The sequence below is a fragment of the Bradyrhizobium sp. ISRA442 genome (assembly GCF_038085055.1).
Taxonomy (GTDB): Bacteria; Pseudomonadota; Alphaproteobacteria; order Rhizobiales; family Xanthobacteraceae; genus Bradyrhizobium.
The window spans coordinates 430736-456631 of the sequence record NZ_JALGCN010000001.1; the positions used below are offsets into that span (position 1 = coordinate 430736).

Sequence of the window (25896 nt, forward strand, 5' to 3'; positions counted from 1 at the left end):
CGGCACACACCGCTGTCATGCCCCGGCTTGACCGGGGCATCCAGTACGCCGCAGCTTCTCCGTATCCTCGCGCTGCCTCTCGAATACTGGATCGCCCGCCTTCGCGGGCGATGACACCAGAGTACGGAATGCTCGTGCCGCAAGCTCGTCATTGCGAGCGCCGCAAAGCGTCGAGTCCGCTCGTTGACGCGCCCGTTTCGCTGATTTTCCCGTCCCGTCAATGCCTTACGCCGCGCAAGGTCTCCTTGCCCGCGGACAGTGGTTCTACTTTGCATGGGGTTGTTTTCGCATTTTCGGTTGGAGGCCCCCGATGGGCGCCCTCACCCGCTCTTGCGCTGCCTTGCGCTCGCCAGCAGCACCAGCATGAACGAGGCTGCCGTCATCAGCGTCGAGATCGCGGCAATGGTCGGATCGATCTCGTCGCGGAGCGCGGTGAACATGCGCTTCGTCAGCGGCTGGTACTGACCGCCGGAGATGAACAGCGCGACGATGGTCTCGTCCATCGCCGAGATGAAGGCGAAGATGCCGCCGGCGACCACGCTGGACTTGATCTGCGGCAGCGTCACCGCGAAGAAGCTGCGCAGGCGGTTCATGCCGAGGCTGCGCGCCACCATCTCCTGCGCCGGATCGAAGCTCTGCAGCCCCGCAAGCACCGAAATGACCACGTAAGGCAGGCCCAGCATCACATTGGCGAGCAAGAGGCCGGGCATCGTCGCGACCAGGCCGACCCTGGCATAGACGAAGAAGATGCCGACGGCTGTGATGATGATCGGCACCACCAGCGGCAACAGCAGCATCATGTGGATCAGGCGCATGATGCGCAGCTTCGACTGGCTGATGGCATAAGCGGCGGCGACGCCAAGCGGCGTCGCGATCAGGACGGTGAGAAGCGCGAGCGTGAGTGTCACCCGCGTCGCCTGCATCCAGGCAGGGTTTGCGAAATACTGCTGGTACCAGCGCAGCGAGAGAGACGGCGGCGGGAAGGTCAGGAAGCGCGCGCTGGAGAACGAGATCGGCACGATGATCACGACCGGCAGGATCAGATAGACCAGCACAAGGGCGCTGATCACGTACAGGGCGATCCGGGCGGGCGAACGTCGCATCACTTCTGCCCCAGCACGCGATCGAGCGAGATGAAACGGCTTACGACGAAGAAGATCAGGAGCACGCCGACGAGAAGCACGACGGCGACCGCGCTCGCCGCGCCGAACTGATTGTAGAGTTCGACATTGCGGCTCACCAGCATCGACACCATCACGGTGCGGCCGCCGCCGAGCAGCTCGGGCGTGATGTAGAAGCCGAGGCAAAGCACGAACACCATGGTCGAACCGGCGAGCACGCCCGGCAGCGACAGCGGCAGGAAGACGCGAAGGAAGGTCAGCGCGGGACTCGCACCCAGGCTGGCGCCGGCCAGCATCAGATCGTTCGGGATCTTCTGCATGGTGGCGTAGAGCGGCAGCACCATGAAGGGCAGCAGGATGTGCACGGTCGCGACCACCGTGCCGAAGGTGTTGTGGACGAGCGCAAGCGGTTCGCCGATCACATCGAGGTAGCGCAGGAACTGGTTGATCACACCTGTGCGCTGAAGTAGCGCGAGCCAGGCATAGGCGCGGACCAGCACGCTGGTCCAGAACGGCAGCACCACGAGCGCGAGGATGACGATGCTCCACCCTTTCGGCACGGCATTGGCGAGATATGCGACGGGATAGCCGAGCAGCAGCGCGAGCACGGTAACGGAGAGGCTGATCTCGAAGGTCAGCGCGAAGCTGCGCCAGTAGACGTCTTCGGTGAAGATGCGCCGGTAGTGTTCCAGCGTGAAGCCATCATGGTAGACCGACTGCCAGGCGAGCCAGCCCACCGGCAGGACGATGAGCAGGAGGATCACGAGCAGCGCCGGCGACACCAGGGCCAGCATCAGGCCGTGCTCGCGGCGCTGATGCTTTTGGGCGGGAGGTGGCACGGATGTCGTCAACGCTGCCTCGCTCGTCTCACTTCTGCATGAAGGACGCCCAGCGCTTCTCGGCCGCCTCGCCCGCCGGCGACGACCACCAGGCGTAGGACATCAGCGCCTGCTTGACCGCATTGGCCGGTTCGCTCGGCAATTGCGCGGCGCGCTCCGGCTTGATCACGCCGGTCCCGAACGCCTTGGGATTGCCGGGACCGTAGTCGATGTTGAGCGGCAGATTGGCCTGGTGCACGGGGTCGACCGCCTCGTTGAGGAACTTCACCGCTGTATCGAGGTTCGGCGCGCCCTTGAGGATGCACAGCGAGGTGCTCTGCAGGATGCCCTGATTATACGTGAAGGACACTTTCGCGCCCTCCTTGGCGACGGCGCTGACGCGGCCATTCCAGGCCATCTCCATGTCGACCTCGCCGTCGTTGAGAAGCTGTGCCGATTGCGCGCCGGAAGTCCACCACACCGTGATGTGCGGCTTGATCTCCTCGAGCTTCTTGAAGGCACGGTCGACGTCGAGCGGATAGAGCTTGTCGGGCGCGACGCCATCGGCCATCAGCGCCGCTTCGAGCGTAGCGATCGGGTGGTTGCGCAGCGCGCGGCGGCCGGGGAACCTCTTGACGTCCCAGAAATCGGCCCAGCTATTCGGCGCGTCCTTCGGGAACGTCTTCTGGCTGTAAGCAAGCACGCTGGAATAGAACTCGTAGGAGATCGAATAGGGGCTGCGATAGGCCTCCGGCATCGCCGCGGCATTGGGGATCTTCGAGAAGTCGAGCTTCTCGATCAGCCCCTGCTCGCCGCCACGCAGGCAATAGCCGGTCGGTGTGTCCACCACATCCCAGATCGGCTTGCCGCTACCGACCTGGGTCTTGATCGCAGGCCAGGCGTCGGGAACGGAGTCCTGGTTGATGGTGATGCCGAGCTTCTTGGCGGAGGGATCGAGGATTGCCACCGTCTGCGCCTGCTGATAGGCGCCGCCTTGCGAGACGAAGGTGATCTGCTCGGCGGCCCTCGCCGCGGTGCCGGTCAGCGCAATCGCGCCGAGAGAAGCGCCCAACAGGGCGTACCCAAGTCTGGCGTCCATTTTCGTTTTCATCCTCGCCTCCTCCATCACCAAACGGGATCTCATTGTCCGATTGCATCCAGGAACTGGTACCAGCCGGCGACCATCCGAACGGCCGGCTCGCGCAGCGGATAGAACGGAATGGGCCTGAGCCAGCGCGCATCGAGCAGCCCGACGTCAGGCCTCTCGCCGCGGACGAAGGCGGCGAGATAGCGTCCCATCAGGCTCGACATTGCCACGCCCGCGCCGTTGTAGCCCATCGAGAACAGCGTACGATCGTCGAGCCGGCCGATATGCGGCACGGAGTCCAGCGTCATGCCGACGAGGCCCGACCATCTGAATGCCAGCGGTACATCGGCCAGATCGGGAAAGATGCCGACCATCGCCCTGCGCAAGGCGTCGAAAGCGGGTTCGGAGTCGTGCTTGCCGAAGGCGCCGCGGCCGCCGAAGACGACGCGGTTGTCGACCATGCGGAACCAGCGCATCATGCGCTTGGTCTCGGTGTATGTGCGCCCCGTCGGCATCAGACGCCCGGCGAGATTGCGCGGCAGCTCGTCGGTCGCGATGATGGCGCTGCGAAACGGGATTAGCGTGCGCTGCATGTGCGCCGTCGCATCCGTCAGGTCGGAATAGCTGTTGGTGGCGATGATCGCTTGCTTCGCTCGCACCGCGCCTTGCGGCGTCTCGGCGACGACACCGTCCTGCTCGCGCCGCAGCCTTACGACCGGAGTTTGCTGGAAGATCGCGACACCGCGGCGTGCGACGCCGTCGGCGAGGCCGCGCACATAGTTCAGCGGATGAATGCCGCCGGAGCCGGGATTGAGGACGCCGCCGACGAAGATATCGGAACCTGTCTCGTCGCGCACTTCGCGCTTGTCGAGGATGCGGACCTCCGCATCACCCATCTCGCGCTTCATCCAGTCGGCTTCGTCGATCGCGGCTTTCAGCGTCGTCTCGTTATGCGCGGCCTTGACCTGGCCGGTGCGCGTCAATGCCGCGCTGGTGATGCCGAACTCCGACACCAGCTCCTCGACGAGATCGGTCGATTCATGCGCGATCTCATACATACGCCGCGCCATGGCGCGGCCATGAGCGGCGTCGATCTGGCGGAACGACAGGCGGAACTTTGCGGTGATCACCCCGCCATTGCGTCCGCTCGCACCCCAGCCGGGACGGTTGGCCTCGAGCACGACCGGCGCGAGGCCGCTTCTGGCGATGTGGTGCGCAGCGGACAGGCCGGTATAGCCCGCGCCGACGATCACCACATCCGCCTGACGCTCGCCCGACAGGACCGGAAAGTCGCGCGCCGGCCCAGCCGTGGCGGCCCACAGCGAGTTGGCAAATGGTAGCGCGCTCCAGTTCCGCGTCATGCCCGCGCTCACCAGTTACGCCGCTGGGCCGATCGCCGCGTCGGCGAGAGCGCTCAAGGTCGGAAAGTGAAAGTCCGGCTTGGTCAGCGTCTCGACGGCGGGCGTGCCACCGAAACCGGCCATGCCCTGGCGCCGCTCGATCCAGCACACCTTGTAGCCGAGTTTCCGCGCGATCCCGATGTCGTGATACTGGCTCTGCGCGACGTGCAGGATATCGGACTGCTTGTAGCCGAAGGCCGACTGGCGGCCCTTGTTGTAGGCGAAGAACTCCGGATTTGGTTTTGCAACTCCGGTGTCGTCGGCGCACACCGTGTCGTCGAAGGGATTGCCGAGCGCGTGGGCATAGCAGGACAGCGCGACACGGTCGGCGTTGGTCATCGCGACCAGGCGGAACTTCGTGCGCAAGCGCTTCAGCGCCTCGACGGAATCGGCAAACGGTGCCCAGCGCAGCACGGCGAGCTGGAAAGCGTCGCACGACGCGTCGTCAGCGGGCAGCCCGAGCTCCTTGGCGAGATGGCGATAGACGTGGAACATCACCTCGCTCGAGCGCTCATAGTGCTTGTCGCGACCGCGCTTGTAGGACTCGAAGATTTGGTCGTCGCTGAGCTCGGCCGGTGACCTGCCCGAGATCCTGCGCACAGCGGAAAGCACGCCGGTCTCGAAATCGATGAGGGTGCCGACCACATCGAAGGTGAGGACCTTGAAGTTGCTGAACGAGGCTGCTGTCGACATTTTGGCTTCTTCTCTCGGGTTGGACAAGGCGGGGATCAGTCGTCCCTGGGCACGACGATAGTGTCCTCGGGGTGAAGGGTGACGGTGAGGCTGCCGCCAAGCGGCGGTATGCGGCGATAGGCCTGGTGATAACTCGGCTGGCGCAGGCTGAGCGCGATCCCATCGGCGAGCGCCAGGAAGATGCGCAGGCTCTCGCCCTGGTAGACAATGTCGGTGACGATGCCGGTCAGCCGGTTGCAGGCGGCATCCTGCGCGCCATCCTCGATCAGAAGCTTCTCGCTGTGCACGGCGAGCATCAAGGCGTCGCCTGATGGAATGGCCCGCGCGCTGCGCAGCAAGGCATTGCCGAGCGCGACGCTGGAACCATCGACACGCCGGACCGGCAGCAGCGTCGCCTCGCCGATGAAGCTGGCGACGAAGGAGTCCGCGGGATGATCGTGCAGACGCTCGGGCTTATCGATCTGGATCAGCCTGCCGTCCCTCATCACGGCAACGCGGTCGCTCATGGTCAGCGCCTCGCGCTGGTCGTGAGTGACATAGATGATGGTCGCGCCGATGCGCCTGTGTAGTGCGCGCAGCTCGATCTGCATGGATTCGCGGAGCTGCTTGTCGAGCGCGGAGAGCGGCTCGTCCATCAGGATCAGGCGCGGCTCGAAGATCATGGCGCGCGCGAGCGCCACGCGCTGACGCTGACCGCCGGAGAGCTGTGCGATGCCGCGCTCCTCGTAGCCGGCAAGCCCGACCATCGTCAGCGCTGCGCGCACCTTGTCCGGCCAGATCGATTTCGGCAGACGCCGTGCGCGCAGCGGAAAAGCGACGTTCTCGCCGACGCTCATGTGCGGAAACAGCGCGTAGTTCTGGAACACCACGCCGATGTCGCGCTTGTGCGGCGGCATGTAGGTGACGTCGCGCCCACCGAAATGGATCGAGCCGGACGACGGCAGAATGAAGCCACCCAAAATGCCCAGCAGCGTGGTCTTGCCGGAGCCGGATGGACCGAGCAGCGAGACGAACTCGCCGGCGCCGACATTGAGGGACACGTCATCGAGGGCGCGAACCGGGCCGTAAGCCTTACTCGCGGATTTGATCTCGACGCTTTCCGCTCGTTTGTCCAACGATCGACCTCGTCTTCCGTCCGTCCCTTTGGCGTGCCTCTCTGCGCGCCATAAGCTTGTTTTATAGACAGGGCGGGCGAGCACCTTGCGATTGCGGCCTCACGAGCACGCAATCTTCTCTCCCGAGCCTTGTTCCCAAGCTGTCATGTCGATGACATCAGACTTGGCAAAACTCGGCAATTGCCAAATTCTTACCCACCTCATAACATGGCGTTATGCCCGAGCTGCGCCGGATGCTGCCTTCCAGTAACGCCCTGTTCGTCTTCGACGCAGCGGCGCGCAACGGCAGCTTTACCGCGGCGGCCGCCGAACTGAACGTCACGCAGCCGGCAGTGAGCCGGATGCTCGGCCAGTTCGAAGAGCATCTCGGCGTTCGCCTGTTCGATCGCACGGCGGGGCGCGCGGTGCTCACCGAGGAAGGCGAACTCTTGTATCGACGCGTGCTCGAAGGCTTTCGCAGCATCGAGACCGGGCTGGTGGAGATCGAGCGGCGCCGCAAGGGCACCGAGACCGTCACGCTCTCGGTCTCCTCCGCTTTCACCACGCATTGGCTGATGCCACGCATCGACAAGCTGCAGCGGCAGTTTCCGCAGGTCGATTTGCGCTTCCAGCTGATCTCCGGCGCGCTGCGCGGACCGGTGGACAATGTCGATCTGGGCATGCGCTTCCGCGACCGCGACGAGCCTTCATCCGGCGGCACGCTGGTAATGAAGGAAGTCACGTTGCCGGTGTGCAGCCCTGCCTATCTCGGCGAATCCGAGCCTGCCGACGGCAACACGATCATCCGGCTCGCCGAGACGCCCGGCGATTGGGCGGCGGATTATCCATCGTTCCTCACCCGGCGCTGCGCTCCGGCCAAGACGCTGAGCTTCACGGACTATGCGGTGGTGGTGCAGGCCGCCCTGCTCGGCCAGGGCATCGCGCTCGGCTGGCTGACGGTGACCTCGCACTGGCTCTTGACCGGTGCGCTGGTGCCGGCATCCGACACGCTCACCACCACACGGCGCATCTGCGAATTCCTGCCGCCGCGCAACCGGCCGATGCGCCCCATCGCGACCGAGATTCGCGACTGGATCATCGCGCAGATGAGAAGCGAAATCGCAGCGATCGACCGGCTCTATCCGAAGCTCGGAGCGATGGCCGCCTGCTACTGATGCCCGATCGCGCGGATCGCGCCGCGCAGCTCGGCAAGGCCGCGCAGGCGTCCGATCGCGGTGTAGCCGGGATTGGTGCGCTTGGTGGCGGCGAGGTCGTCGAGCATGCGGTGGCCGTGATCGGGGCGGAAGACGATCTGCCGGTCCGGCGAACGCCGCGCGTTCTCCTTCAGCAGTGCTTTCAGCACCGCAACCATGTCGACGTCGCCGTCGAGATGATCGGACTCGTAGAACGAGAGACCGTCGGCCTCGCGCTTGGTGGCGCGCAGATGCGCGAATGCGATGCGCGGGCCAAAGCGTTCGGACATCTCAGGCAGATTGTTGCCGGGACGAACGCCGAGCGAACCCGTGCATAGGCAGATGCCGTTGGCCTTCGACGGCACGGCATCGAACAGCGCCTGATAGTCGCCCGCGGTCGAGGCGACTCGCGGCAGGCCGAACAGCGGGCGCGGCGGATCGTCGGGATGCAGCGTCAAGGACACGCCGAGCTGCTCGGCGACCGGGGCGACGCGCGCGAGGAACTCGACGAGATGCTGGCGCAGGACATTTGGCGTGATCTCGCGATACTGCTCGAGCCGGTCGCGGAATTGGGGGATGGTCATCGGCTCGGTGGTCGAGCCCGGCAACGCGCTGGCGATGACCATGACCAGATAATCGATATCGGCCTGCGTCATCTGCTCGAACAGTCTTTTCGCGCGCGCTTGCTGCTCAGGTGAGTATTCCTGCAGCGCCGCGGGCCGCTTCAGGATGTGCAGCTCGAAGGCAGCAAAGCGGTCCTGGTCGAAGCGCATCGCGCGGGCGCCGTTCGGCAGCTCCCACTCGAGATCGGTGCGGCACCAGTCGACCACCGGCATGAAATTGTAGCAGATGATCTTGATGCCGGCCGCGGCCACCGCTTCGAGGCTCGCGATCCACGCCTCGATCGATCGCGTCGCCTTGCCCCCTAACCGCTTGACGTCGTCGGGGATCGGAATCGATTCCACCACCGACCAGGTCAGTTGCGAGCGGCCGGGCTGGCCGCGCTCGATGAAGTTCTTGCGCTCCTCGACCGCCTTGCGCGTCCAGGCCTCCCCGATCGGGATCTGGTGCAGCGCCGAGACGATGTCGGTCGCGCCGGCCTGCCTGACATCGTCGAGCGACACGGGATCATCGGGCCCGTACCAGCGCCATCCCTGCAGCATCATGCGCATTCTCTCCAATCAGTTCGCGGTCAGCACGACCTTGACGCTCTGCGAGCGATCGAGCGCGAGGCGGAGCGCATCGGGTGCCGTCGACAGCGGCCGCTCGGCCGTGACCAGCGACAGCACATCGACGCTGCCGGCGGCGATCAGTTCCACTGCCGTCATGAACTCGAGGCCGAAGCGGAACGAACCGCGCAGGTCGATCTCCTTCGCCATCACGGCATTCGCCGGCACCGAAATCTGGCCACCCGGCAGATTGCCGATCTGCACCACCGTGCCGCCGCGCCTGACGATGCCAATCGCGCTGGCAAGGCCCGCCGCCGTGCCGGACACCTCGAACGCGACATCATAGGGACGCGCTGCGGCCTGCGCCTTCAGGCCATCCTCGCCGCTCGCGACATTCTCGACGTGATCCGCACCGAGCCGGGTCGCAAACGCGAGCGGCGCCGGCGCGATATCCGCAACCGTGATGTCGGCGATGCCGGCCCGGCGCGCGGCGAGCATGGTCAACAGCCCGATCGGCCCGGCGCCGAAGACAATGCCGCGCTTACCCTCGATGTTGCCGGCGCGCGCGACCGCGTGCAGGCAGACCGCGAGCGGCTCGGCGAGCGCCGCCGCTTGATAGGAGACGTGATCGGGAATCTTCGCGCACTGCGCCGGGATGGCGTCGAAATAGTTGGCGAAGCCGCCCTGCATGTGCGGGGTCTTCGAGGCCGAGCCCATGAAGAAGATGTTCTCGCAAAGATTCGGCCGCCCCTCGCGGCAGGCGACGCAATGTCCGCACCAGCGCGACGGATTGACCGCGACGCGGTCGCCGACCTTCAGGCTGGCTGCGGATCCGGCGATCTCCACCACCTCCCCCGAAATCTCGTGTCCGAGCACCAAGGGCGACTTCACCACGAAATCGCCGGTGCGGGCGTGACGAAAGTAGTGCATGTCCGAACCGCAGATGCCGCCGGCACCGAAGCGGATGCGCACCATGCCTTGCGCCAGTTTCTCGAGCGGGTGCTCGATCATGCGCAGGTCTTCGGGGCCGAACAGGGTTGCGGCGAGAGCTGTGGTGGTCATTTGGACAGTCCCATGTATTTTGGCAGCCAGAGGGTCAGGTCGGGGATGTAGGTGATCGCGATCAGCGCGAGCAGCAGCGGCACCAGCCAGGGCAGGATCGCGACCGTGGTGCGCTCGACCGAGAGTTTTGCGACGCGCGCGAGCACGAACAGCACCATGCCGAGCGGCGGATGCAGCAGGCCGATCATCAGGTTCAGCGTCATGATCAGGCCGAAGTGGATCGGATCGATGCCGAGCTTGAGCACGATTGGCAGCAGGATCGGCACCAGGATGGTGATCGCGGCTATAGTGTCGATGAAGCAGCCGACGAACAGGATCAGAATGTTGGCGAGCAACAGGAACACCCATTTGTTGTGGGTGACGCTCAGCATCCAATCCGAGAGCGTCTGCGCAGCCTGCGACACCGTCAGCAACCAGGCGAAGATCGACGCGGCGGTGACGATGAAGAGCACGGACGCCGTGGTCTCGATGGTGTCGAACGTCGCCTTGGCGACCGTCTTCAACGTCATGGTGCGGTAGCGCACGAGGCCGAGGAACAGAGACCAGATCACCGCCGCGACCGCGGCCTCCGTCGGCGTGAACCATCCGAGCGTCATGCCGCCGATCAGGATCACCGGCGCCATCAGCGCCATCACCGCCGAGAAGTCGAAATACCAGTCGAGCGCGAGCAGCGCGCCGAGCCCGATGACCACAGCGAGGTTAGTGGAGAGGCCGGCGAGAGTCATCAGCCAGATCGCAAGCGGGAAGCTGAGCACGATAACGATCTCGAGGCCCGCCGAACCGAGCTGCGGCCACGAGAACGGGGTATCGCTGCCCCATTTGTTCTTGTGCGCGAAGTAGGTGACGGTCGCCATCATGAGCAGCGTCATGACGACGCCGGGAATCACACCGCCCAGGAACAGCGCCCCGATCGAGACGTTCGCCATCATGCCGTAGATCACGAAGGGCAGCGAGGGCGGGATGATGGGCCCGAGCGTCGCGGACGCCGCGGTGACGCCGACCGAGAACTCGGTGGAGTAGCCGTGGTCCTTCATCGCCTTGATTTCGATGGTGCCAAGACCGGCGGCATCGGCGATCGCGGTGCCGGACATGCCGGAGAAGATCACCGAGCCGATGATGTTGACGTGGCCGAGGCCGCCGCGCATCCAGCCGACCAGCGCGACCGCGAATTTGTAGATGCGCCCCGTCACGCCGGCAATGTTCATGAGATTGCCGGCGAGAATGAAGAAGGGAACGGCGAGCAGCGGAAAGCTCTCGACGCCGGCGATCATGCGCTGCGCCAGCGTGACGTCCGGCGTCACGCCGCTGACCAGAATATAGAGCAGCGATGAGGTCGCCATGGCGAGCGCCACGGGCAGGCCGAGCAGCATCAGGATGAGAAAGCCCCCAAGCAACAGCAGCATGTCAGCCCTCCGTTCCGTCGTAGGCGCCCGGGCGTTCGAGGATCGAATAGCCTTGCCGCCAGTTCTCGATGGCTACCTGTACCGAACGCGTGCACATCAGTGCGAAGCCGAGCAGCGCGGCGTAGTAGACGTAGTTCTTGGGAAAATTGATCGTCGTCATCGGCTCGTCGCCGATCACCTGGATGTAGATCCAGACCAGCCGGGTAGCGTAGGCAAAGAAGGCGATCCGGATCAGGTCGATCACCGTCGACAGCGCGCGCGCCATCACGTGCGGCAGATAGCGATACACCAGATCGACCTGGATGTGCCGCGACAGCCGCACACACATCGACGAGCCGACGAACACCACTCCAATCAGGCAATAGGTCGCGATCTCCTCGGTCCAGGCGTAGCTGTCGTTGAGCACGTAGCGGGTGAAGAACTGGAGGAAGACGGCGAGCGCCATCACCCAGAAGATCGCAAGCGCCAGCCAGTCCTCGAAGGCATAGATGCCGAGATCGACCTTCGGCGTCGCCTCTTCCTCGAACGTATGGGCGATCTCGTCCGCGGTGATCTGCCGGTGCATTTCGGCGGTCGACATGTGGTTACTCCCCTAAGAACTGCACGTCATTCCGGGCGACGCGTGAGCGTCGAACCCGGAATCTCGAGAGTCCGGATTCTCGCTTCGCGAGCCCCGGAACGACCGTCGGCTATTTCACCGCCTGAATCCGCTCCCAATCGGCCTTGCGATAGCCGAAGGTCTCGAACGGGACGTTCTTCATGACGATGTCGCGGAACTCGTTCTTGTCGACCTCGGTCACGGTCAGGCCCTTCTCCTTGAAGAAGCCGATGAGCTGGGCTTCCTTCTGCTTGATCTCCTCGGTCGCCTTGGCGGCGGCTTCCTGGGCGACATCGGTGAAGATCTTCTTGTCCTCGTCGCTGAGCTTCTTCCAGAGATTGCCGGAGACCACGGTGTTGAGATGGTCGACGATATGGCCGGTCAGCACGATGTGCTTCTGCACCTCGTAGAACTTCTTGGCCTCGATCGTGGTCAGCGGATTTTCCTGCGCCTCGACGGTGCCGTTTTGGAGCGCGAGATAAACTTCCGCGAAGGCGATGGGTGCGGTGTTGGCGCCGCAAGCACGCGGCATCGCGAGATAGGCGGGCACATCGGGCACGCGCATCTTGAGGCCCTTCAGGTCGGCACAGGTCTTGATCGGCTTGTTCGACGAGGTCTGGCGCACGCCGTAATAGGTGACCGCGATGATGTGGTGGCCGCTCTTGTCCTCGTAGCCCTTGGCGAGCTCCTTGAAGATGTCGCTCTTGGTGTAGGCGAGCAGATGATCGGCGTCGCGGAAGGTGTAGGGGTAATAGGTCACGCCGATCGGCGGGAAGCTCTTCGCCGCGAAGCTCGAGCCAGAGATGATGATGTCGACCGAGCCGAGCGAGAGGCCCTGATTGATGTCGGCCTCCTTGCCAAGCTGGGACGCCGGATAGACGTCGACCTGGTAGCGCCCGTTAGTGCGCTTGCCGATCTCCTGCGCGGCCCAGACCGAGGCGGTGTGGAACGGCTCCGAGGTCTCGTAGACATGGGCCCATTTCAGCTTGGTCTGCGCCGTCCCGGCAGCCGTAGTGGCAAGCATAGCGGCGATCAAGACCGCCAGCATCGCCGTCATTTTCCTGAACATCGATTTTTCCTCCATCGCTCAAGTCTGTTTTTGATCACCCGGCCCAAAGCGGGCCGCTCAACGCCATCGCCGCCGCACGCCGCTGCGCGCGGCCTGCTTTTTCGGCCGTCGTTTTGATCTTGCCGGCTTGGCGGCAGGGTGTGCCGTCCGGCTCTGGCCGGACGTCGCCGCCGCAATCTCGACGCCGAAATTCTGTGCGAACCGCTCCTGCGAGCGGGCGAGATGATTGCGCATCGCATCGCGCGCTGCGCCCGGATCACGCGCCGCGATGGCGTCGCGCACCGCACGATGCTCGTCGAGCGCAACGCGCCAGGTGCGCGGGTTCTCGAAATAATGCGCAAGCTTCGCGAAATAGGGGTTGAGGCGCTGGTCGAACAGCTCGCCGACCACACGCACCAGAACGGCGTTGCCCAGACTTCCGGCGATCGCGACGTGGAAGGCCCGGTCATGGACCATCGAGGCTTCGCCGGGATGCTCGACGTTTTCCATCGCGAGGAGCGAGGCGTCGATGCGCGCGAGGTCGTCCTTCGTCGCCATCCGCGCCGCCTGCTCGGCGATCGCGCCTTCGAGGAATTCACGGGCGCGCAACAGTTCGAACGGCCCCTCGATGACTGCAGCCGCAGCCACGGGAGCGCCCGGCCCCGCAGGCTCGATGACGTAGATGCCTGAACCAACGCGGATGCGAACGCGGCCTTCGACCTCGAGCGCGATCAGGGCTTCGCGCACCGTCGGCCGCGACACCTTGAGCTGCTCGGCGAGCTCGCGCTCGGTCGGCAAGCGGCTGCCGACCGCGTATTCACCGCTGTCGATCAAGCTTCGCAATTGATCGGCGACCTGGCGATAGAGCCGTCTCGCCTCCACAGCTTCCAGCGGCACGCTGGCCTCCCCGAAAGGGTCGCGCCGGACAGCTCGCGTCCGGCGGCCCGCCAATTTTGGAAAATTGGTCTTACCAATTGACCGGAGCATTGACCGAGGACGGGCGCCATGTCAAGCACGGGCAAAGCAAGGGGGAGACGATCATGCTGCTCGGCCGCGCCAATCTCGACCGGCTGCCGCCGGCCATCCGCCGTCCGGCCTATGACAGTTCGCGCGTCATCCCCGGCATCGTACATCTCGGTTTAGGCGCGTTTCATCGCGCCCATCAGGCCGTCGTCATCGACGACTGTCTTGCCGACGGCGCCACCGCCTGGGGCATCGTCGGCGCGAGCCTGCGCAGTCCTGACACGCGCGATGCGCTCGCCCCACAGGATCATCTCTATACGGTCGCAATTCGTGCAGCCGAAGGCCCCGAGCATCGCGTCATCGGCGCGCTGCTCGATAGCGTCGTCGCCCGCGAGAACCCGGCCCGGCTCGTCGACAGGATGGCGGATCCCGCCATCCGCATCGTCTCGCTGACGGTCACCGAGAAGGGTTATTGCCATACGCCGCAGACCGGCGATCTCGACGAGCGGCATCCGGACGTTGTGCACGACCTGAACAATCCCGACGCGCCGCGCTCGGCACCGGGCTTCATCGTCGCGGCGCTTGCGCGGCGCCGCGCGCAAGGCCTCTCGCCCTTCACCGTGCTATGCTGCGACAACCTCGCTGCCAACGGTCACACCGTGAAGCGGATCGTGACGCAGTTCGCGGCGCTGCGGTCGAAGGACCTCAGCAAATGGATCGCTGATACCGTCGCCTTCCCCTCGACCATGGTCGACCGCATCGTGCCGGAGACGACTGCTGCCGATCGCGAGGCCGTCTCCGCTGCGCTCGGCATGCGCGACGCTTGGCCGGTGATGACCGAGCCGTTCACGCAATGGGTCGTCGAGGATCGCTTCTCCGCGGGCCGGCCCGATTTCGCTGCCGCGGGCGTCGAGCTCGTCACTGATGTCAAGCCGTTCGAGCTGATGAAGCTGCGGCTGCTCAATGCCAGCCATTCGGCGCTCGCCTATCTCGGCTATCTCGCAGGCTATGAAACCATCGCCGACACCATGACCGAGCCGCACTTCGCGCGTCTCGCCGCGCAAGTGATGGAAGAGGCCGCGGTGACGTTGACGATGCCCGCCGGCACCGATCTTGCCGCCTACCGCGCCTCGCTGCTGAGGCGCTTCGCCAACCCGGCACTGCATCACCGCACCTGGCAGATCGCGATGGACGGCTCGCAGAAGCTTCCGCAACGGCTGCTCGGCGCAATGCAGGATCGCCTGGGCAAGAACCTGCCGATCGAGACGCACGCACTCGCCGTTGCCGGCTGGATGCGCTATGTCACGGCGATCGATGAACAGGGCCGTGCGATCGACGTACGCGATCCCTTGGCCGGTGAGCTTGCGGCGCTCGCGCGCGAGGCAGGTCCCGTCGCAGAGCGGCTCGCGCCGGCGCTGCTCGGCGTCGGAAAAGTGTTCGGCCCCTTGGGCAACGATCCGCGCCTGTGCGAGGCCGTGACCACCGCGCTCGACCGGCTCTATGCAGAGGGCGCACGGCGCGCGGTGGAGACGCACATCGCCACGTGACGGCCATTCGCGCCGCCGCCACGCCGATGCTGCACTGCGGTCAAATCAGCAGAAGTCGCGCTTGATTTTTCCGCGACATTGGCTCACCCCGGAGGCATGACGAAAGACAGCAAGGTCATTGCCGCCAACGCAGCCTTCTACGCCGCCTTCGCGACCGGCGACGTCGCGGGCATGGAGCGGATGTGGGCGGACGACGACACCATTTCCTGTATCCATCCCGGCTGGCCGGCGATCGTCGGGCGGGCCACCGTGATCGGGAGCTGGCGCGACATCCTGCAGAACCCGGAGCGGCCGCAGATCGTCTGCGCCGAACCGCGGGCGATCGTCGACGGCGACAGTGCGCGCGTGCTCTGCATCGAGATCGTCGACGGCACGGCGCTTGCGGCGACCAACCATTTCAAGCGCGTCGCCGACGGCTGGCGTCTCGTTCACCACCAATCGAGCCCGATCGCGCAGATCGTTGAGCAGTCCCATGAGGATGCACCGGGCCCGAGCCGGCGGTTTCACTGAAGCGCAATCGCACACGCAGCTTCAGCCTGGACGTTCCAGCTCCGACAAATCGTCCAGCACCAGGTGCGCGCCGGTAAAGTCGTCGTCCCGGAAGTACATGCTGCGTGTGATCAGGACGGGAATGCACGCGCGAGAGGCCGCAATCAGGCCATTGGCGGAATCCTCGATGGCGACACAATCGGGCGCCTTGAGCCGCAGCCGCGCCAGTATCTCCAGATACACGTCCGGCGCGGGCTTCTTGTAGCGGACATCGTCGCCGGCGACGATCGCGTCGAAGTCCGCAGCCCAGCCGTTGCCCAGCGCCCGCGACAGCAGCGCATCGATATTGCCGCGCGAGGTTGTGGTCGCGATCGCGAGCCGCTGGCCGCGTGCCCTCGCCGCGGCAAGCAGCGCCGCAACGCCGGGGCGCAGCGGACAGGAGCCCGTTTCGACCAGTTCGGCATACTGTGCGGTCTTGACGCCATGAAGCTTTGCGATGTCTTCATCCGACAATGGCGGCAGGCTGCCCTGCACCACGTCATGGGCACGGATGCGTTCCTTGCCGCCCGTCACCCGCAACAGATTCTTGTAGATGGTGCGGTCCCAATGCCAGTCGAGCCCGCAACGGACAAAGGCTTCGTTGAAGGCCTGCCGGTGCAGCTCCTCCGTCTCCGCGAGGGTGCCGTCGACATCGAAGATCAGCGCGGCGGCGCGCCGGACCAGCGCCGCGGCGGGCGCCTGGTCCGGCATGATCGAGGTCTGCAGCAAGATCCTTTCCAACGAATGCTCCCGGTCGATCGGGGTCCAACGGATTTCGAGCATGGCCGGCACTGGCAGACGAGTAAAATTGCAATATCTTTTGCCGGACCCAAAAATCTCTTATGAGCGGCTGCGCGCGGCAGCCCGGTCGGGCTCGCCGGCGATTTGGCAAGGAGACGCATGCGGCTCTTCATCTTTGGCCTTGGCTATAGTGCCCGGCGCTTTATCCGCAGATGCGGCGGCGCGTTCTCGCACATCACCGCCACGGTGCGCGATCCTGCGAAGCAGGAGAGCCTTCCCGGCATCGAGCTCCATCCGTTCCTGCGCAACGATCGCGATCTGATCGAGCGGTTGCGCAACGCCGATATCCTGCTTGCATCGATTCCGCCTGATCGCGCCGGCGATCCCGTGATCGCGGCCTTCGGAGATGCGCTCGCGGCGCGCCGTGGCCGGACGACGATCTATCTTTCCACCGTGGGCGTGTACGGCGATCATGGCGGCGCATGGGTCGACGAGAGCACCCCCGCGCGGGCCGGCCTCGAGCGCACGCGGATGCGAGTGGCCGCCGAACAGGCTTGGGTGGACGCGACACGCGGCGAAGCCGCCATCCTGCGGCTTGCCGGAATCTACGGCCCCGGCCGCAACGCGCTGGCGACGCTGCGGGCGGGATCCGCCCGCCGCGTCGTCAAGCCGGGGCAGGTCTTCAACCGGATTCACGTCGACGATATCGCCAGCGCGATCATGGCCGCGGTTCATCACCAGGGTGGCGGCACGTGGAATGTCTGCGACGATGAGCCCGCCCCGCCGCAGGACGTGATCGCCTATGCGGCGAAGCTGATGGGCGTTCCGCCGCCGGCGGAGGAAGCCTTCGAGACCGCCGCGATGTCGGAGATGGCACGCAGCTTCTATGCCGGCAACGCTCGCGTCTCCAATGCGAAGGTGAAGCGCGAGCTCGGCGTTGCGCTGGCCTTCCCGAATTATCGGCAAGGTCTCGATGCGCTGTGGGCCGCAGGCGAAGGACGCTAGGACGCGGGTTCCGCTACATCGAAAACGCGCGCCCCTGCTCCGCTTTCCCCGCAGTTGACTTCAATCCGACGCAGACGCGATCCTGAGGGCTCAGCGGCCATCTATCGTATAACGAGCCCGCCTTGGGAGGATTCAATGAAGAAGACGATCGCCATGATCGCGGCGGCGGCTGCCGTCATCACATTCAACGCGGCCAGCGCCGCACCACTGCCCGAGGCAAATCCCGACGAGGTCGGATTCTCGAAGCAAGGCCTCGCCCGGCTCGATGATTTCTTCGCGCGCGAGATCGCCGCCAAGGGCGTGCCCGGCGCAGTGGTCGCGATCGCACGCGACGGTAAGCTCGTCCACTACAAGGCTTACGGCATGCTCGATCCGGCCAAGGACACGCCGATGCCTGTTGATGCGATGTTCGCACTGGCATCGATGACCAAGCCGATGGCCGCGGTGGCGGGCTTGACGCTGATGGAGCAAGGCCGGCTGCCGCTCCAGGCCAAGCTTGCAGATTATTATCCGGGCTTTGCCGACATGAAGGTCGGCGTGATGCAGGGAGACGGCTCGCTCAAGCTCGAGCCGCAGGCCTCGCCGATCTTCATCCACGATCTCTATCGCCACACTTCCGGCCTGATGTATGGCGGCCGCCCGGACAGCTCGAGCCCGGTGGCGCGGCAATATCCCGAGGGCGTCGCACCGGCGCTGGAAGGTGACACGCTGGCCTTCATCGAACGCATCACCAAGCTGCCGCTGGCGCACCAACCGTCGACCGAGTTCGAGTACGGCTTCTCGATCGACGTGCTCGGCGCCGTGATCGAGAAGGTAAGCGAGCAGAAGCTCGGTGACTATCTCGCCGCCAATATCTGGCAGCCGCTCGGCATGAAGGATGCAACATTCCATCCGACCGAGGCGCAGCGCCAGCGCCTCGCGCGCCCCTTTTCCAACGATCCGCTGACGGGCAAGCCACAGGCCATCAAGCTGCTGGATGAGCCGACCAAATTCGACTGCGGCGGCGCCTGTTCCTTTGCGACGATCGGCGACTACGTGCGCTTCGGGCAGATGCTGCTCAACGGCGGCGAGCTCGACGGCCAGCGCATTCTCGGACCCAAGACCGTGCATCACATGACCAGCAACCACCTCGGCCCCGAGATCAAGAACAACGTGGCCAATGTCGAGCCGCATCGCGCCGGCTTCGGCTTCGGCCTCGCGGTTGCGGTCCGCACCAGCGAAGGCCTGTCGTCGGTCCCCGGCAATCCCGGCGAGTTCACCTGGAATGGCGCCTACGGCACGCAGTTCTTCTGCGATCCAAAGGAACGTCTCGTGGTGGTGGTCGGGACCGCGGCGCCCGGCGAGCTGCGGAAGTATTACCGCGAGCAGGTCCAGGACATCGTCTATGGCGCGATGGTGAAGTGAGCGGGCGCCCCGGCGCCTTGCTTTGTCCTAATCCTGAAGGCGACGCATTCGTCAATAATTGCCGGCGAAACGCAAATCACCAGCCTGCGAGCGCACGCCTTCGGGCCAGAGCCTGCCCTTGTTTCACCGGCGCGGTCTCCGGCATCAGGCTCATCGCGACAAGTCCGACGACCGCCGCGAGCAGGAGGTACCAGGCCGGCGCCAACGGATTGCCGGTGACGTGAAGGAGCCAGGTGACGACGAGCTGCGCGGTGCCGCCGAAGCTCGCGATCGCAACCGCATAGACGGTGGCGAACACGCCGCCGCGGATCCTCTGGGGCAGCGCCTCGGTGAATGTTGCGTAGAACGCGGTGAATGGCAGCGCACCGATGATCGAGAGCACGCCGAAGCCGACCAGAAGCGATAGCGCGCCGGGCGCATGGACGATCCACAGGAAGGTCGGATAGGTCAGCGCAAGCGTAGCAAGTTGCGGCCAGACCATGATCGGCTTGCGGCCCAGGCGATCCGCGAGCCAGCCGCCGAAGAGCGCACCCACGAATTGAAGACCGTTGCTGACGAGGGATACGGCGAAGGCCAATGTGGGCGTCACATGCAACGTGTTCTGCGCGTAAGTCGTCATGTACTGCGTGACGTAGGTCGAGATCGTGCCGCTCGCCAAGATCATCAACGCAAGCACGATGACGCCGATGTAACGGCGGGCGAGCGAGAGGTGGTTCGTGTGCTCGTGGCTGCCGACGGCGGCCTCGCCTTGCTGGATCGTCTCCGGCAGCGTCCGGCGCATCCAGAACCCGAACGGCAGGCAAATCGCGCCGATCAGGAACGCCACCCGCCAGCCGTAGGAATCCAGCATCTCCGGCGCCATCGTCTTGCTGAGGACGACGCCGACCAGGGCGCCCGCGGTCGCGGCAATCTCCTGGCTGGCCGGCTGCCAAGCCACCACCAGCGCCCGATGCTCCGGCGGCGCGATCTCAATGAGATAGGCGGTGGTCGGCCCGACCTCGCCGCCGAGGGCAAACCCCTGCGTCATGCGCGCTGCAATCACGATGATCGGCGCCGCAAGGCCCACTGTATTGTAGGAGGGGGTCAGCGAGATGGTCAGGATCGCCCCGCCCATCAAAGCAAAACTCAGGAGCATCGCGGGCCGCCGGCCGATCCGGTCGGAATAAATGCCGAGCACGATTCCGCCGATCGGCCGCGTGACGAAGCCCGCGCCGAAGGTTGCCAGCGACAGCATCAGGCTGCCGTACTCGCTCTGGGTCGGGAAGAAGGTGTGGCCGATCTGGATCGCGAAGAAGCTGTAGGTGATGAAGTCGTAGAACTCGAGCATGTTGCCGACGGTGGCGGCCAATGCGGCGTGTCTGACGCTGACCGGTTCGGCTTGCACGATTGCAGACGACAATTTCTCATTCCCTGGCTCTGATCGCCGCTCCGATTTAACCGTCTCTCCGCGCTGCATCGCAATATCCATTAACCGAGAAGAGCGGTTCTATTGCCGCCGTTCGCGCCTTCGCGCCCTGGACACCTTCGACGCCGTCGCACCGTTCGAGGGCTTCCATGGCAACAAATGGGTCGTTCGGTGGCGACGGAGACACATCATATCGCCTCAGCATCGCGAACTGGTCCTCAAGGTGCTGCAAATTCGCGCGCGAGCGCCGCCCATTTGACTGAAATTTTCAGAAGACTTGAGCCGCGCGATTTACCCGAACTTTCTTCGTGACGCTCTAGTTCCACTCGCGAAAGTTCCATCTCCAGAACGGAGAGGCGTCACGCGCGGCAAGTCCCTTCTTGCTTTGAGCCGACTGATCGCTCGAGAGCTTCATTCTGACCCACCCGGATTGCGCTACCAATGGCTCAATTGAATAAAGCTTTATCCGACTTGGAATGGAAATGAATTTAGCACGCGAGTCGATCGAATTGCTGGAGCAGGTCGCGCGGATCCTGTGGTTCGAAGGGACCAAGCATGGCTTGCGCGATCGCGAGTGGATGGCACTGCGCTTCCTCTCCCGCGCCAACCGGTTCTCCAGGACGCCCTCGGCGCTGGCAAGCTACGTCGGCACCACGCGCGGCACCGCCTCGTTCATCATCGGCGAGCTCGAGCGGCTCGGATATCTGGAACGGAAGCGCTCCGCCAAGGACAAGCGCTCGGTGATGCTGAGCGTCACGCAGCAGGGTAAGAAGTTCCTGGTGCGCGATCCCGTCAACGTTCTCGTCGATGCGATTACCGTTCTCGACGACGACGGCAAGATCCGCTTTCGCGACGCGTTACGGCACGTGCTTGATCAGTCGGACGCGGCCGAGCAGCGGCACCACACCGATGTCTGCAAGCGCTGCATCTTCCTCCGGGAAGATCGCACGGCCAGCGACAGCAAGACGACCGTCGAGTTCACCTGCCGCCTGTTTCGCGCAGCGATCACCGAAGCCGAGATCGATTTGCTATGCACCAGCTTCGAGCATCACCGCCAATAGAAGGCTGCCGCGATCACGGCGTTCCCTTGCGCGAGGAGTAGACGACACCTCCGCTGGCCTCGACGACCAGGCGTCCGTTCTCGTTTCTGATCTCCTCGATGCGGCCGAGGCCCGGCACTTGCTGGCCCAGCACCGCCTCGACGACTCCGTTCGGTCCTTGCAGGATCGCAATTCCCTCATAGGCTTGACGAACCGACCAGCCCTTGACCGGCTTGCGAACGACCGATGTACGTTCGGACGGCGACACCGACCCCGTGACCTCGGGCGCAGCGAGCGAAGCCATCATCGGCGTTGGCTGTGCCGAGGGCTGCGACTGTGCCATCGCCGGCGCCTGAGCCTGCGCCTGCGCGAGCTTGTCGAGCTTTGCCGTCGAGGACGAACTCACCCGCTCGATGCGATCCAGATTCTCCGCAAACCGGCCGAAGCGGTCATTGGTCGCCTTGCTGGAGAGATCGACTGCGGTGCGCAAGCCATCGAGGTTTTCGGACACGCCGGACACCTGCTTGCGCAACTGCGCGACCGTCTCACGCAAGTTCCTGATCTCGGCGTTGGCTGCGGCATTGGTCTGGACCGGTTGGGTGGTGAGATAGGCGATCACGCCGGTGCAGCCGCAGACCACGAGGCCGACAGCCGCTGCCAATGTTGCGAGCGGCGCGACCCAGGTCGGACGGGGGGGCGGCGGCTTGGCCACGATCATGGCCGGGCGGACGACGGCCGGCGCGGGCTTGGGTATCGCCATCTTGTCGAGCCGCGCCTTGGCGCGAATACGCTTGAGGCCCTCGAGCGCCTCTTTCGCCAGAGCTTCATCGTTTGCCGTCGCGGACGCGGGCCTTGTGCCCGCGGCCGGCTTGGCTGCACGCGCTGCATTGTCCTTTGCATTGCGCGTCTCCGGCGCCGGCTTGGCGGCGGCGGAGATATCCGCGGTCTCGTTGGGACGAGCTTTGCCATCGGACAACATATGAAAATGCTCCGTTCGGTTCGACACTCCGAACGAAGCTAATTGCCGAAGCTTGCCTGAAACGTGCGCACGGAAAAATCTTCCGTCACGCAAGATGCGACGTCGATTGAGTCCAATGCGTCATGCACGAGGCGAGAGTGCGACTCGAAAGCCACACACTCGCCAAGATTTCGCCAAGCTGGAGTCGCGTTGCCAAATGTGAGTCGGGTTGTCGCAAGCGAATGCACGTCAGTAGGAGTCAATCCGGGGTTGAAAGCCCCTCAATGTACCCACCCCGCAACACTACCCAAAAGGCCTGTAATTCTACAGGGCTACGGAAATTTAGAACTGCCTTAGGAAAAATATAGTTCGAAATTCAAATCAACTGATACGTTTGTATATAGCAAGAAACAACTCGAAACAAACCAACAGCATCAAGGCCGCGTACCAACAGCTTTGTTCCGCGCGCTTGATCGGGAATCGGCAATTGTTACGGTCCTAGTCAAGTGATTCTCGCCAACTGGCGAGGAGATCGACACAGTTCAGTGGTGTTCGGACGCGATGAGCAACTTGGCGCAACTGTACTAGGTCGCTTTCTCAATCCGCTCCGCGAGGTGATCCCTCAGGCACCCGCCGAGCCCAACGTCGTAGCGTTCAGTATCGAGTCGAAGTAGCAGGCCTGCAGGCGCAGGCGCTGAATGCGTAAGGCTGCCCGCGAATATCTCAACCAGAACAACGGTTCGCGGGAAGGAATGTCGTCAAACAGCATGGTTGCCGAGCCGGCGCATCACAAAAAAGCAACCGGCCGCAACAAGTGCGAAACAGGGGCGAAAGACTGATGTATATTATCGTTGATGACCGCGAGAGCGTCACGAACAGCTACGTAGGAGGGCTCGTTCGTGAAGGCGTATCGTCGATCGGCTTCTCCTGCGGGGAATTCTGGGACTGGCTGCAATCCGCGAGCGACGCGGATCTCGCAGCGGTCGACGCGTTCCTTCTGGGAGATTCCGATGCTCGCGGAAGTCTGCCTCGGGCGGTGCGCAAACGATCCGCAGCTCCCATCATCGCCGTGAGCGGCCAGAAAATGCTCAAGAACACGCTGGAGCTGTTCGAGGCGGGCGTGGACGACGTCGTCCACGTGCCGATCCATCTACGCGAAATACTCGCCCGGACGGCCGCGATCGCGCGCCGCCGGGCGGGCGACCTGCCGAGGCCGTGCGAGACCAGGATCCAGGTCTTCTTCAACGGGCGCGATCCGGAGATCGCCGGCCGCGCCCTCACCCTGCCACGCCGCGAGTTGCGTATCCTCGAATACATGGTCGGCAATCACGGAAAATGGATCACCAAGACGCAGATCTTCAACGCGGTCTATGGCATCTTCGAGTCCACGTTCGACGAGAGCGTGATCGAGAGCCATGTCAGCAAGCTGCGCAAGAAGCTCCGTGACCGCCTCGGCTTCGACGCGATCGTGGCGCGGCGTTACGTCGGATATCGGCTCAACATTCCAGCCAGCGAGGCGATGGACGAGCCGATGCAGGAGCTGGGCGAGGTCGGTATCCTGCTCAACAGGGCGCACGCCGCTCCGGCGGCGTATCCGGCCGGAAACTGACGCCGCAAGGCATCGACACGACAGCGACACCGGCCTCTGCGGCAAGACAGCCGCAGAGGCCGATGCACTTTAAGCTACAGCCTGGACGCGATGCCGGCACGTCTCGGCCGAGGCGTCACGTCACGGCTTCTGCTGGAATTCGTCCTTCGAGACGTAGTTGAAATCGTCGACCAGGACGTCCTGGACGACGTCGGCCTGCATGCGCTCATTGACGCGCTGCTTGATCGCGGCCGTGAGAACGGACAGGTCGTAGCGGGCGAGCTTCCTGAAATCCAGGCGGTCGTCCGCATAGATCCTGCGAAAAGCCTCGTCCACGACGAACGGCTCGGGCGGAACGGTGAGCTGGTGCATGGTCCGCGCCTCCACGGTGTAGACGAACCGTGCGACGATGTAGCCCTGCACGCCGCCATTCTCGACCATGGGCACGCTCAGCGCCCTCGTCTTCTGGTATTGCAGCCCGTCGAGATATTCGTCCTTGGCGGACAACAGGCTGCCGTTCTCCTTCCAGTAGGCCACGGCATAGCTCGTGCCCGCAGTGAGGATGCACACCCAAAGTCCGGCCAGCACCAGCCTGATCATTTGCGGTCCTGCGCTGCGCGACCGCTATAGGTGCCGTCCGACTCGGAATCCCTGATCGCCTTGATGATGATGGTCGCGACTTCCCGCACTGCGTCGTAGTGCATCTCGAGCAACGCACGATTTCGCTCGAGCTTCTGGCGCAGCCGCTGAATCTCCTCGGTGATCTCGGCCTCGCCGCCGGGAGGAATCCGCGCCCGCATCAGGCGGACGAACTCCAGCATGCTCCGGCTCTTGCGTGTGCTGAAGTCGTCGAAGTCGACCTTCTTTCCTGCGGCGAGTGCAACCGTCTCCTCCTCCACGATGCTCTCGAGGCGCCGGATCGCCGCCAAGAGGCCGCTGACCTGATCCGACTTCACGGCATCGGCCGCGCTGACCGCTACCTCGCCGCCGGCATTCGGCACATGCACGGGCAGCAAGGCCTCGTCAGCCACCGCGTCGGCCATAGCCTCGGCCTGTGCCGCCAGCGATTCCATCAGTTCCGTCGCGCCGTCATCTGCCTGCATGAGAAGTCCACCCCTCGACTGTCGTCACCCGTTCCAAAATCCGTCATCCGGCCTTGCCCACCTCGTCGCGAACCGCCGGGTGCGCAGCGGCGAGCTGCTTGGCAATGCCGATCCCCTTGCCCGCCGCGAGCTGATTGCCGAGCTGCTCCGCCAGCATCGACTTCCAGACGCTGCCGGCGGTTCCCTTGCCGAATACCTCCTCCGAGTCCTTCGGCAGCATCGTCTCGACGAAGGTCTGGAGGATGAAGGCCTCGAACTTGCGATACACGTCGCCCGACGCCGGCGCCTTGATTACCTGTACCGGCGCGGCATTCGGCGTCTGCACTTCCGTCGCCTTTGCCGCCGCTTGCCCGCCGGCCGCAGCCTTGCCGACCTCGGCTTCCATCGTGGCGGCAAAGTCGACATTTGACGATTTCAGAGCGTCCAGCTTCGCAGTCGCAGAGCGCTGCGTCACGGGATCGGCTGCCTCCAGGACGTCGAGCACGAGGTCGGGTGTCGCTGTCACGATCATGTTCGAATCCGGCTGGTTGGCATGGACGTCCAATCAGGCGCGGCGGGGCGTGTGCCGGCCATGTCCTCGAGCGAGCGCTTCTCGGTCTCGCGACGCTTGTCCGCGAGCGCCGCCCTCGCGACCTGCTCGAGCTGCTTGACACGCCGGCTCTCGGACCGGACCTGATCGAGCTGGCGCGAGGCCTGCGCCTGTACGGCGCGAGCGCCAATGCTCGTATTCGTCAGGCGCCGCGCGATCGACTCGCTCGATGACCCCGCCGGCAGCTCCGCACGATTGAGCGCCGCGACCAGCCAGGCCTGCTCGTCCTGCATGCTCTTCTCCTGCTGCCGAATCTGCGCGAGCCGCCATTCGGCCAGCCGGAGCTGAAGCTTGACCAGCGAGACCATGCGACCGAGTTTTTCCGCGCGCGACGTCATG

At 64.5% G+C, this 25896-nt stretch carries 27 protein-coding genes; 8 read left to right on the forward strand and 19 right to left on the reverse strand.

The window, feature by feature from the left end; translation table 11 throughout:
- Window positions 1-320: 320 nt before the first annotated feature.
- The 6 genes from MTR72_RS01960 to MTR72_RS01985 form a co-directional block, all read right to left on the reverse strand.
- Window positions 321-1106 carry an ABC transporter permease gene (locus MTR72_RS01960; protein WP_280966044.1) on the reverse strand — a complete coding sequence of 262 codons (786 nt, stop codon included), beginning with the start codon at window positions 1104-1106 and terminating at the stop codon, window positions 321-323.
- On the reverse strand, window positions 1103-1915 hold the full coding sequence (locus MTR72_RS01965; protein WP_341510089.1) for an ABC transporter permease: 813 nt from the start codon (window positions 1913-1915) through the stop codon (window positions 1103-1105). Before MTR72_RS01965 ends, MTR72_RS01960 begins: the two co-directional genes overlap by 4 nt.
- 73 nt (window positions 1916-1988) lie before the next feature.
- Window positions 1989-3050 (reverse strand): ABC transporter substrate-binding protein, encoded by a 1062-nt coding sequence (locus tag MTR72_RS01970; RefSeq protein WP_280966045.1) that lies wholly within the window; start codon window positions 3048-3050, stop codon window positions 1989-1991.
- 29 nt (window positions 3051-3079) lie between these two features.
- Window positions 3080-4387: an NAD(P)/FAD-dependent oxidoreductase gene (locus MTR72_RS01975; protein WP_280966046.1), complete on the reverse strand. Its 1308-nt coding sequence runs from the start codon at window positions 4385-4387 to the stop codon at window positions 3080-3082.
- A 15-nt stretch (window positions 4388-4402) separates the two neighbouring features.
- Window positions 4403-5119 carry an HAD family hydrolase gene (locus MTR72_RS01980; protein WP_280966047.1) on the reverse strand — a complete coding sequence of 239 codons (717 nt, stop codon included), beginning with the start codon at window positions 5117-5119 and terminating at the stop codon, window positions 4403-4405.
- 35 nt (window positions 5120-5154) lie between these two features.
- Window positions 5155-6234, reverse strand: coding sequence for an ABC transporter ATP-binding protein (locus MTR72_RS01985; RefSeq protein WP_341510033.1), 1080 nt, complete (start codon window positions 6232-6234; stop codon window positions 5155-5157).
- Between the two features lie 215 nt (window positions 6235-6449).
- Here MTR72_RS01985 and MTR72_RS01990 point away from each other — a divergent pair, with 215 nt between their 5' ends.
- The gene (locus tag MTR72_RS01990; RefSeq protein ID WP_280966048.1) at window positions 6450-7388 is read left to right on the forward strand and encodes a LysR family transcriptional regulator; all 939 of its coding nucleotides are present in this window, start codon (window positions 6450-6452) and stop codon (window positions 7386-7388) included.
- On the opposite strand, the gene uxuA is transcribed toward MTR72_RS01990, so the two are convergent.
- The 6 genes from uxuA to MTR72_RS02020 all read right to left on the reverse strand — a co-directional run bounded on the left by uxuA (window position 7382) and on the right by MTR72_RS02020 (window position 13583).
- Entirely contained in the window at window positions 7382-8572 is a 1191-nt protein-coding gene (gene uxuA / locus MTR72_RS01995) for a mannonate dehydratase (RefSeq protein WP_280966049.1), read from the reverse strand. The genes MTR72_RS01990 and uxuA overlap by 7 nt on opposite strands.
- 15 nt (window positions 8573-8587) lie before the next feature.
- Window positions 8588-9637: an L-idonate 5-dehydrogenase gene (locus MTR72_RS02000; protein WP_341510034.1), complete on the reverse strand. Its 1050-nt coding sequence runs from the start codon at window positions 9635-9637 to the stop codon at window positions 8588-8590.
- The gene (locus MTR72_RS02005) at window positions 9634-11040 is read right to left on the reverse strand and encodes a TRAP transporter large permease (protein WP_280966051.1); all 1407 of its coding nucleotides are present in this window, start codon (window positions 11038-11040) and stop codon (window positions 9634-9636) included. Before MTR72_RS02005 ends, MTR72_RS02000 begins: the two co-directional genes overlap by 4 nt.
- 1 nt (window position 11041) lies before the next feature.
- The gene (locus MTR72_RS02010; RefSeq protein ID WP_280966052.1) at window positions 11042-11620 is read right to left on the reverse strand and encodes a TRAP transporter small permease; all 579 of its coding nucleotides are present in this window, start codon (window positions 11618-11620) and stop codon (window positions 11042-11044) included.
- 109 nt (window positions 11621-11729) lie between these two features.
- Window positions 11730-12695, reverse strand: coding sequence for a sialic acid TRAP transporter substrate-binding protein SiaP (locus MTR72_RS02015; RefSeq protein ID WP_280971085.1), 966 nt, complete (start codon window positions 12693-12695; stop codon window positions 11730-11732).
- A 69-nt stretch (window positions 12696-12764) separates the two neighbouring features.
- Window positions 12765-13583, reverse strand: a complete 819-nt coding sequence (locus tag MTR72_RS02020) for a FadR/GntR family transcriptional regulator (protein WP_280966053.1) — start codon at window positions 13581-13583, stop codon at window positions 12765-12767.
- Window positions 13584-13726: 143 nt separating this feature from the next.
- On the opposite strand from MTR72_RS02020, the gene MTR72_RS02025 reads away from it, so the two are divergent.
- Both MTR72_RS02025 and MTR72_RS02030 read left to right on the forward strand, forming a co-directional pair.
- Complete coding sequence (locus tag MTR72_RS02025) at window positions 13727-15196, forward strand: mannitol dehydrogenase family protein (protein ID WP_280966054.1); 1470 nt, start codon at window positions 13727-13729, stop codon at window positions 15194-15196.
- 96 nt (window positions 15197-15292) lie between these two features.
- On the forward strand, window positions 15293-15706 hold the full coding sequence (locus tag MTR72_RS02030) for a nuclear transport factor 2 family protein (protein WP_280966055.1): 414 nt from the start codon (window positions 15293-15295) through the stop codon (window positions 15704-15706).
- A gap of 21 nt (window positions 15707-15727) precedes the next feature.
- Here MTR72_RS02030 and MTR72_RS02035 read toward each other — a convergent pair whose 3' ends face one another.
- Window positions 15728-16435: an HAD family hydrolase gene (locus MTR72_RS02035; protein ID WP_341510090.1), complete on the reverse strand. Its 708-nt coding sequence runs from the start codon at window positions 16433-16435 to the stop codon at window positions 15728-15730.
- Between the two features lie 189 nt (window positions 16436-16624).
- On the opposite strand from MTR72_RS02035, the gene MTR72_RS02040 reads away from it, so the two are divergent.
- Both MTR72_RS02040 and MTR72_RS02045 read left to right on the forward strand, forming a co-directional pair.
- Window positions 16625-17470 carry an SDR family oxidoreductase gene (locus MTR72_RS02040; protein WP_280966056.1) on the forward strand — a complete coding sequence of 282 codons (846 nt, stop codon included), beginning with the start codon at window positions 16625-16627 and terminating at the stop codon, window positions 17468-17470.
- A gap of 135 nt (window positions 17471-17605) precedes the next feature.
- Window positions 17606-18874: a serine hydrolase domain-containing protein gene (locus MTR72_RS02045; RefSeq protein ID WP_341510035.1), complete on the forward strand. Its 1269-nt coding sequence runs from the start codon at window positions 17606-17608 to the stop codon at window positions 18872-18874.
- Between the two features lie 76 nt (window positions 18875-18950).
- Here the strand turns inward: MTR72_RS02045 and MTR72_RS02050 are convergent, their stop codons facing one another.
- The gene (locus MTR72_RS02050) at window positions 18951-20273 is read right to left on the reverse strand and encodes an MFS transporter (RefSeq protein WP_280971390.1); all 1323 of its coding nucleotides are present in this window, start codon (window positions 20271-20273) and stop codon (window positions 18951-18953) included.
- Window positions 20274-20761: 488 nt separating this feature from the next.
- Between MTR72_RS02050 and MTR72_RS02055 the strand changes: the two genes are divergently transcribed.
- A complete protein-coding gene (locus MTR72_RS02055; protein ID WP_280966058.1) occupies window positions 20762-21340 on the forward strand; it encodes a MarR family winged helix-turn-helix transcriptional regulator in 579 nt (192 codons plus the stop codon).
- Between the two features lie 13 nt (window positions 21341-21353).
- Here the strand turns inward: MTR72_RS02055 and MTR72_RS02060 are convergent, their stop codons facing one another.
- Window positions 21354-22298, reverse strand: a complete 945-nt coding sequence (locus tag MTR72_RS02060; RefSeq protein WP_280966059.1) for a hypothetical protein — start codon at window positions 22296-22298, stop codon at window positions 21354-21356.
- 677 nt (window positions 22299-22975) lie between these two features.
- Between MTR72_RS02060 and MTR72_RS02065 the strand changes: the two genes are divergently transcribed.
- Complete coding sequence (locus tag MTR72_RS02065) at window positions 22976-23116, forward strand: hypothetical protein (protein WP_280966060.1); 141 nt, start codon at window positions 22976-22978, stop codon at window positions 23114-23116.
- Complete coding sequence (locus tag MTR72_RS02070) at window positions 23116-23886, forward strand: response regulator transcription factor (protein ID WP_280966061.1); 771 nt, start codon at window positions 23116-23118, stop codon at window positions 23884-23886. The genes MTR72_RS02065 and MTR72_RS02070 overlap by 1 nt, the downstream gene beginning before the upstream one ends.
- A gap of 120 nt (window positions 23887-24006) precedes the next feature.
- Here MTR72_RS02070 and MTR72_RS02075 read toward each other — a convergent pair whose 3' ends face one another.
- The 4 genes from MTR72_RS02075 to MTR72_RS02090 are packed head-to-tail and all read right to left on the reverse strand — an operon-like array spanning window position 24007 to window position 25895.
- Window positions 24007-24465: a hypothetical protein gene (locus MTR72_RS02075; RefSeq protein ID WP_280966062.1), complete on the reverse strand. Its 459-nt coding sequence runs from the start codon at window positions 24463-24465 to the stop codon at window positions 24007-24009.
- Entirely contained in the window at window positions 24462-24968 is a 507-nt protein-coding gene (locus MTR72_RS02080) for a flagellar biosynthesis protein FlgN (protein WP_280966063.1), read from the reverse strand. Before MTR72_RS02080 ends, MTR72_RS02075 begins: the two co-directional genes overlap by 4 nt.
- A 43-nt stretch (window positions 24969-25011) precedes the next feature.
- A complete protein-coding gene (locus tag MTR72_RS02085; protein WP_280966064.1) occupies window positions 25012-25479 on the reverse strand; it encodes a rod-binding protein in 468 nt (155 codons plus the stop codon).
- Window positions 25476-25895, reverse strand: a complete 420-nt coding sequence (locus MTR72_RS02090; protein ID WP_280966065.1) for a hypothetical protein — start codon at window positions 25893-25895, stop codon at window positions 25476-25478. Before MTR72_RS02090 ends, MTR72_RS02085 begins: the two co-directional genes overlap by 4 nt.
- Window position 25896: the final 1 nt, after the last annotated feature.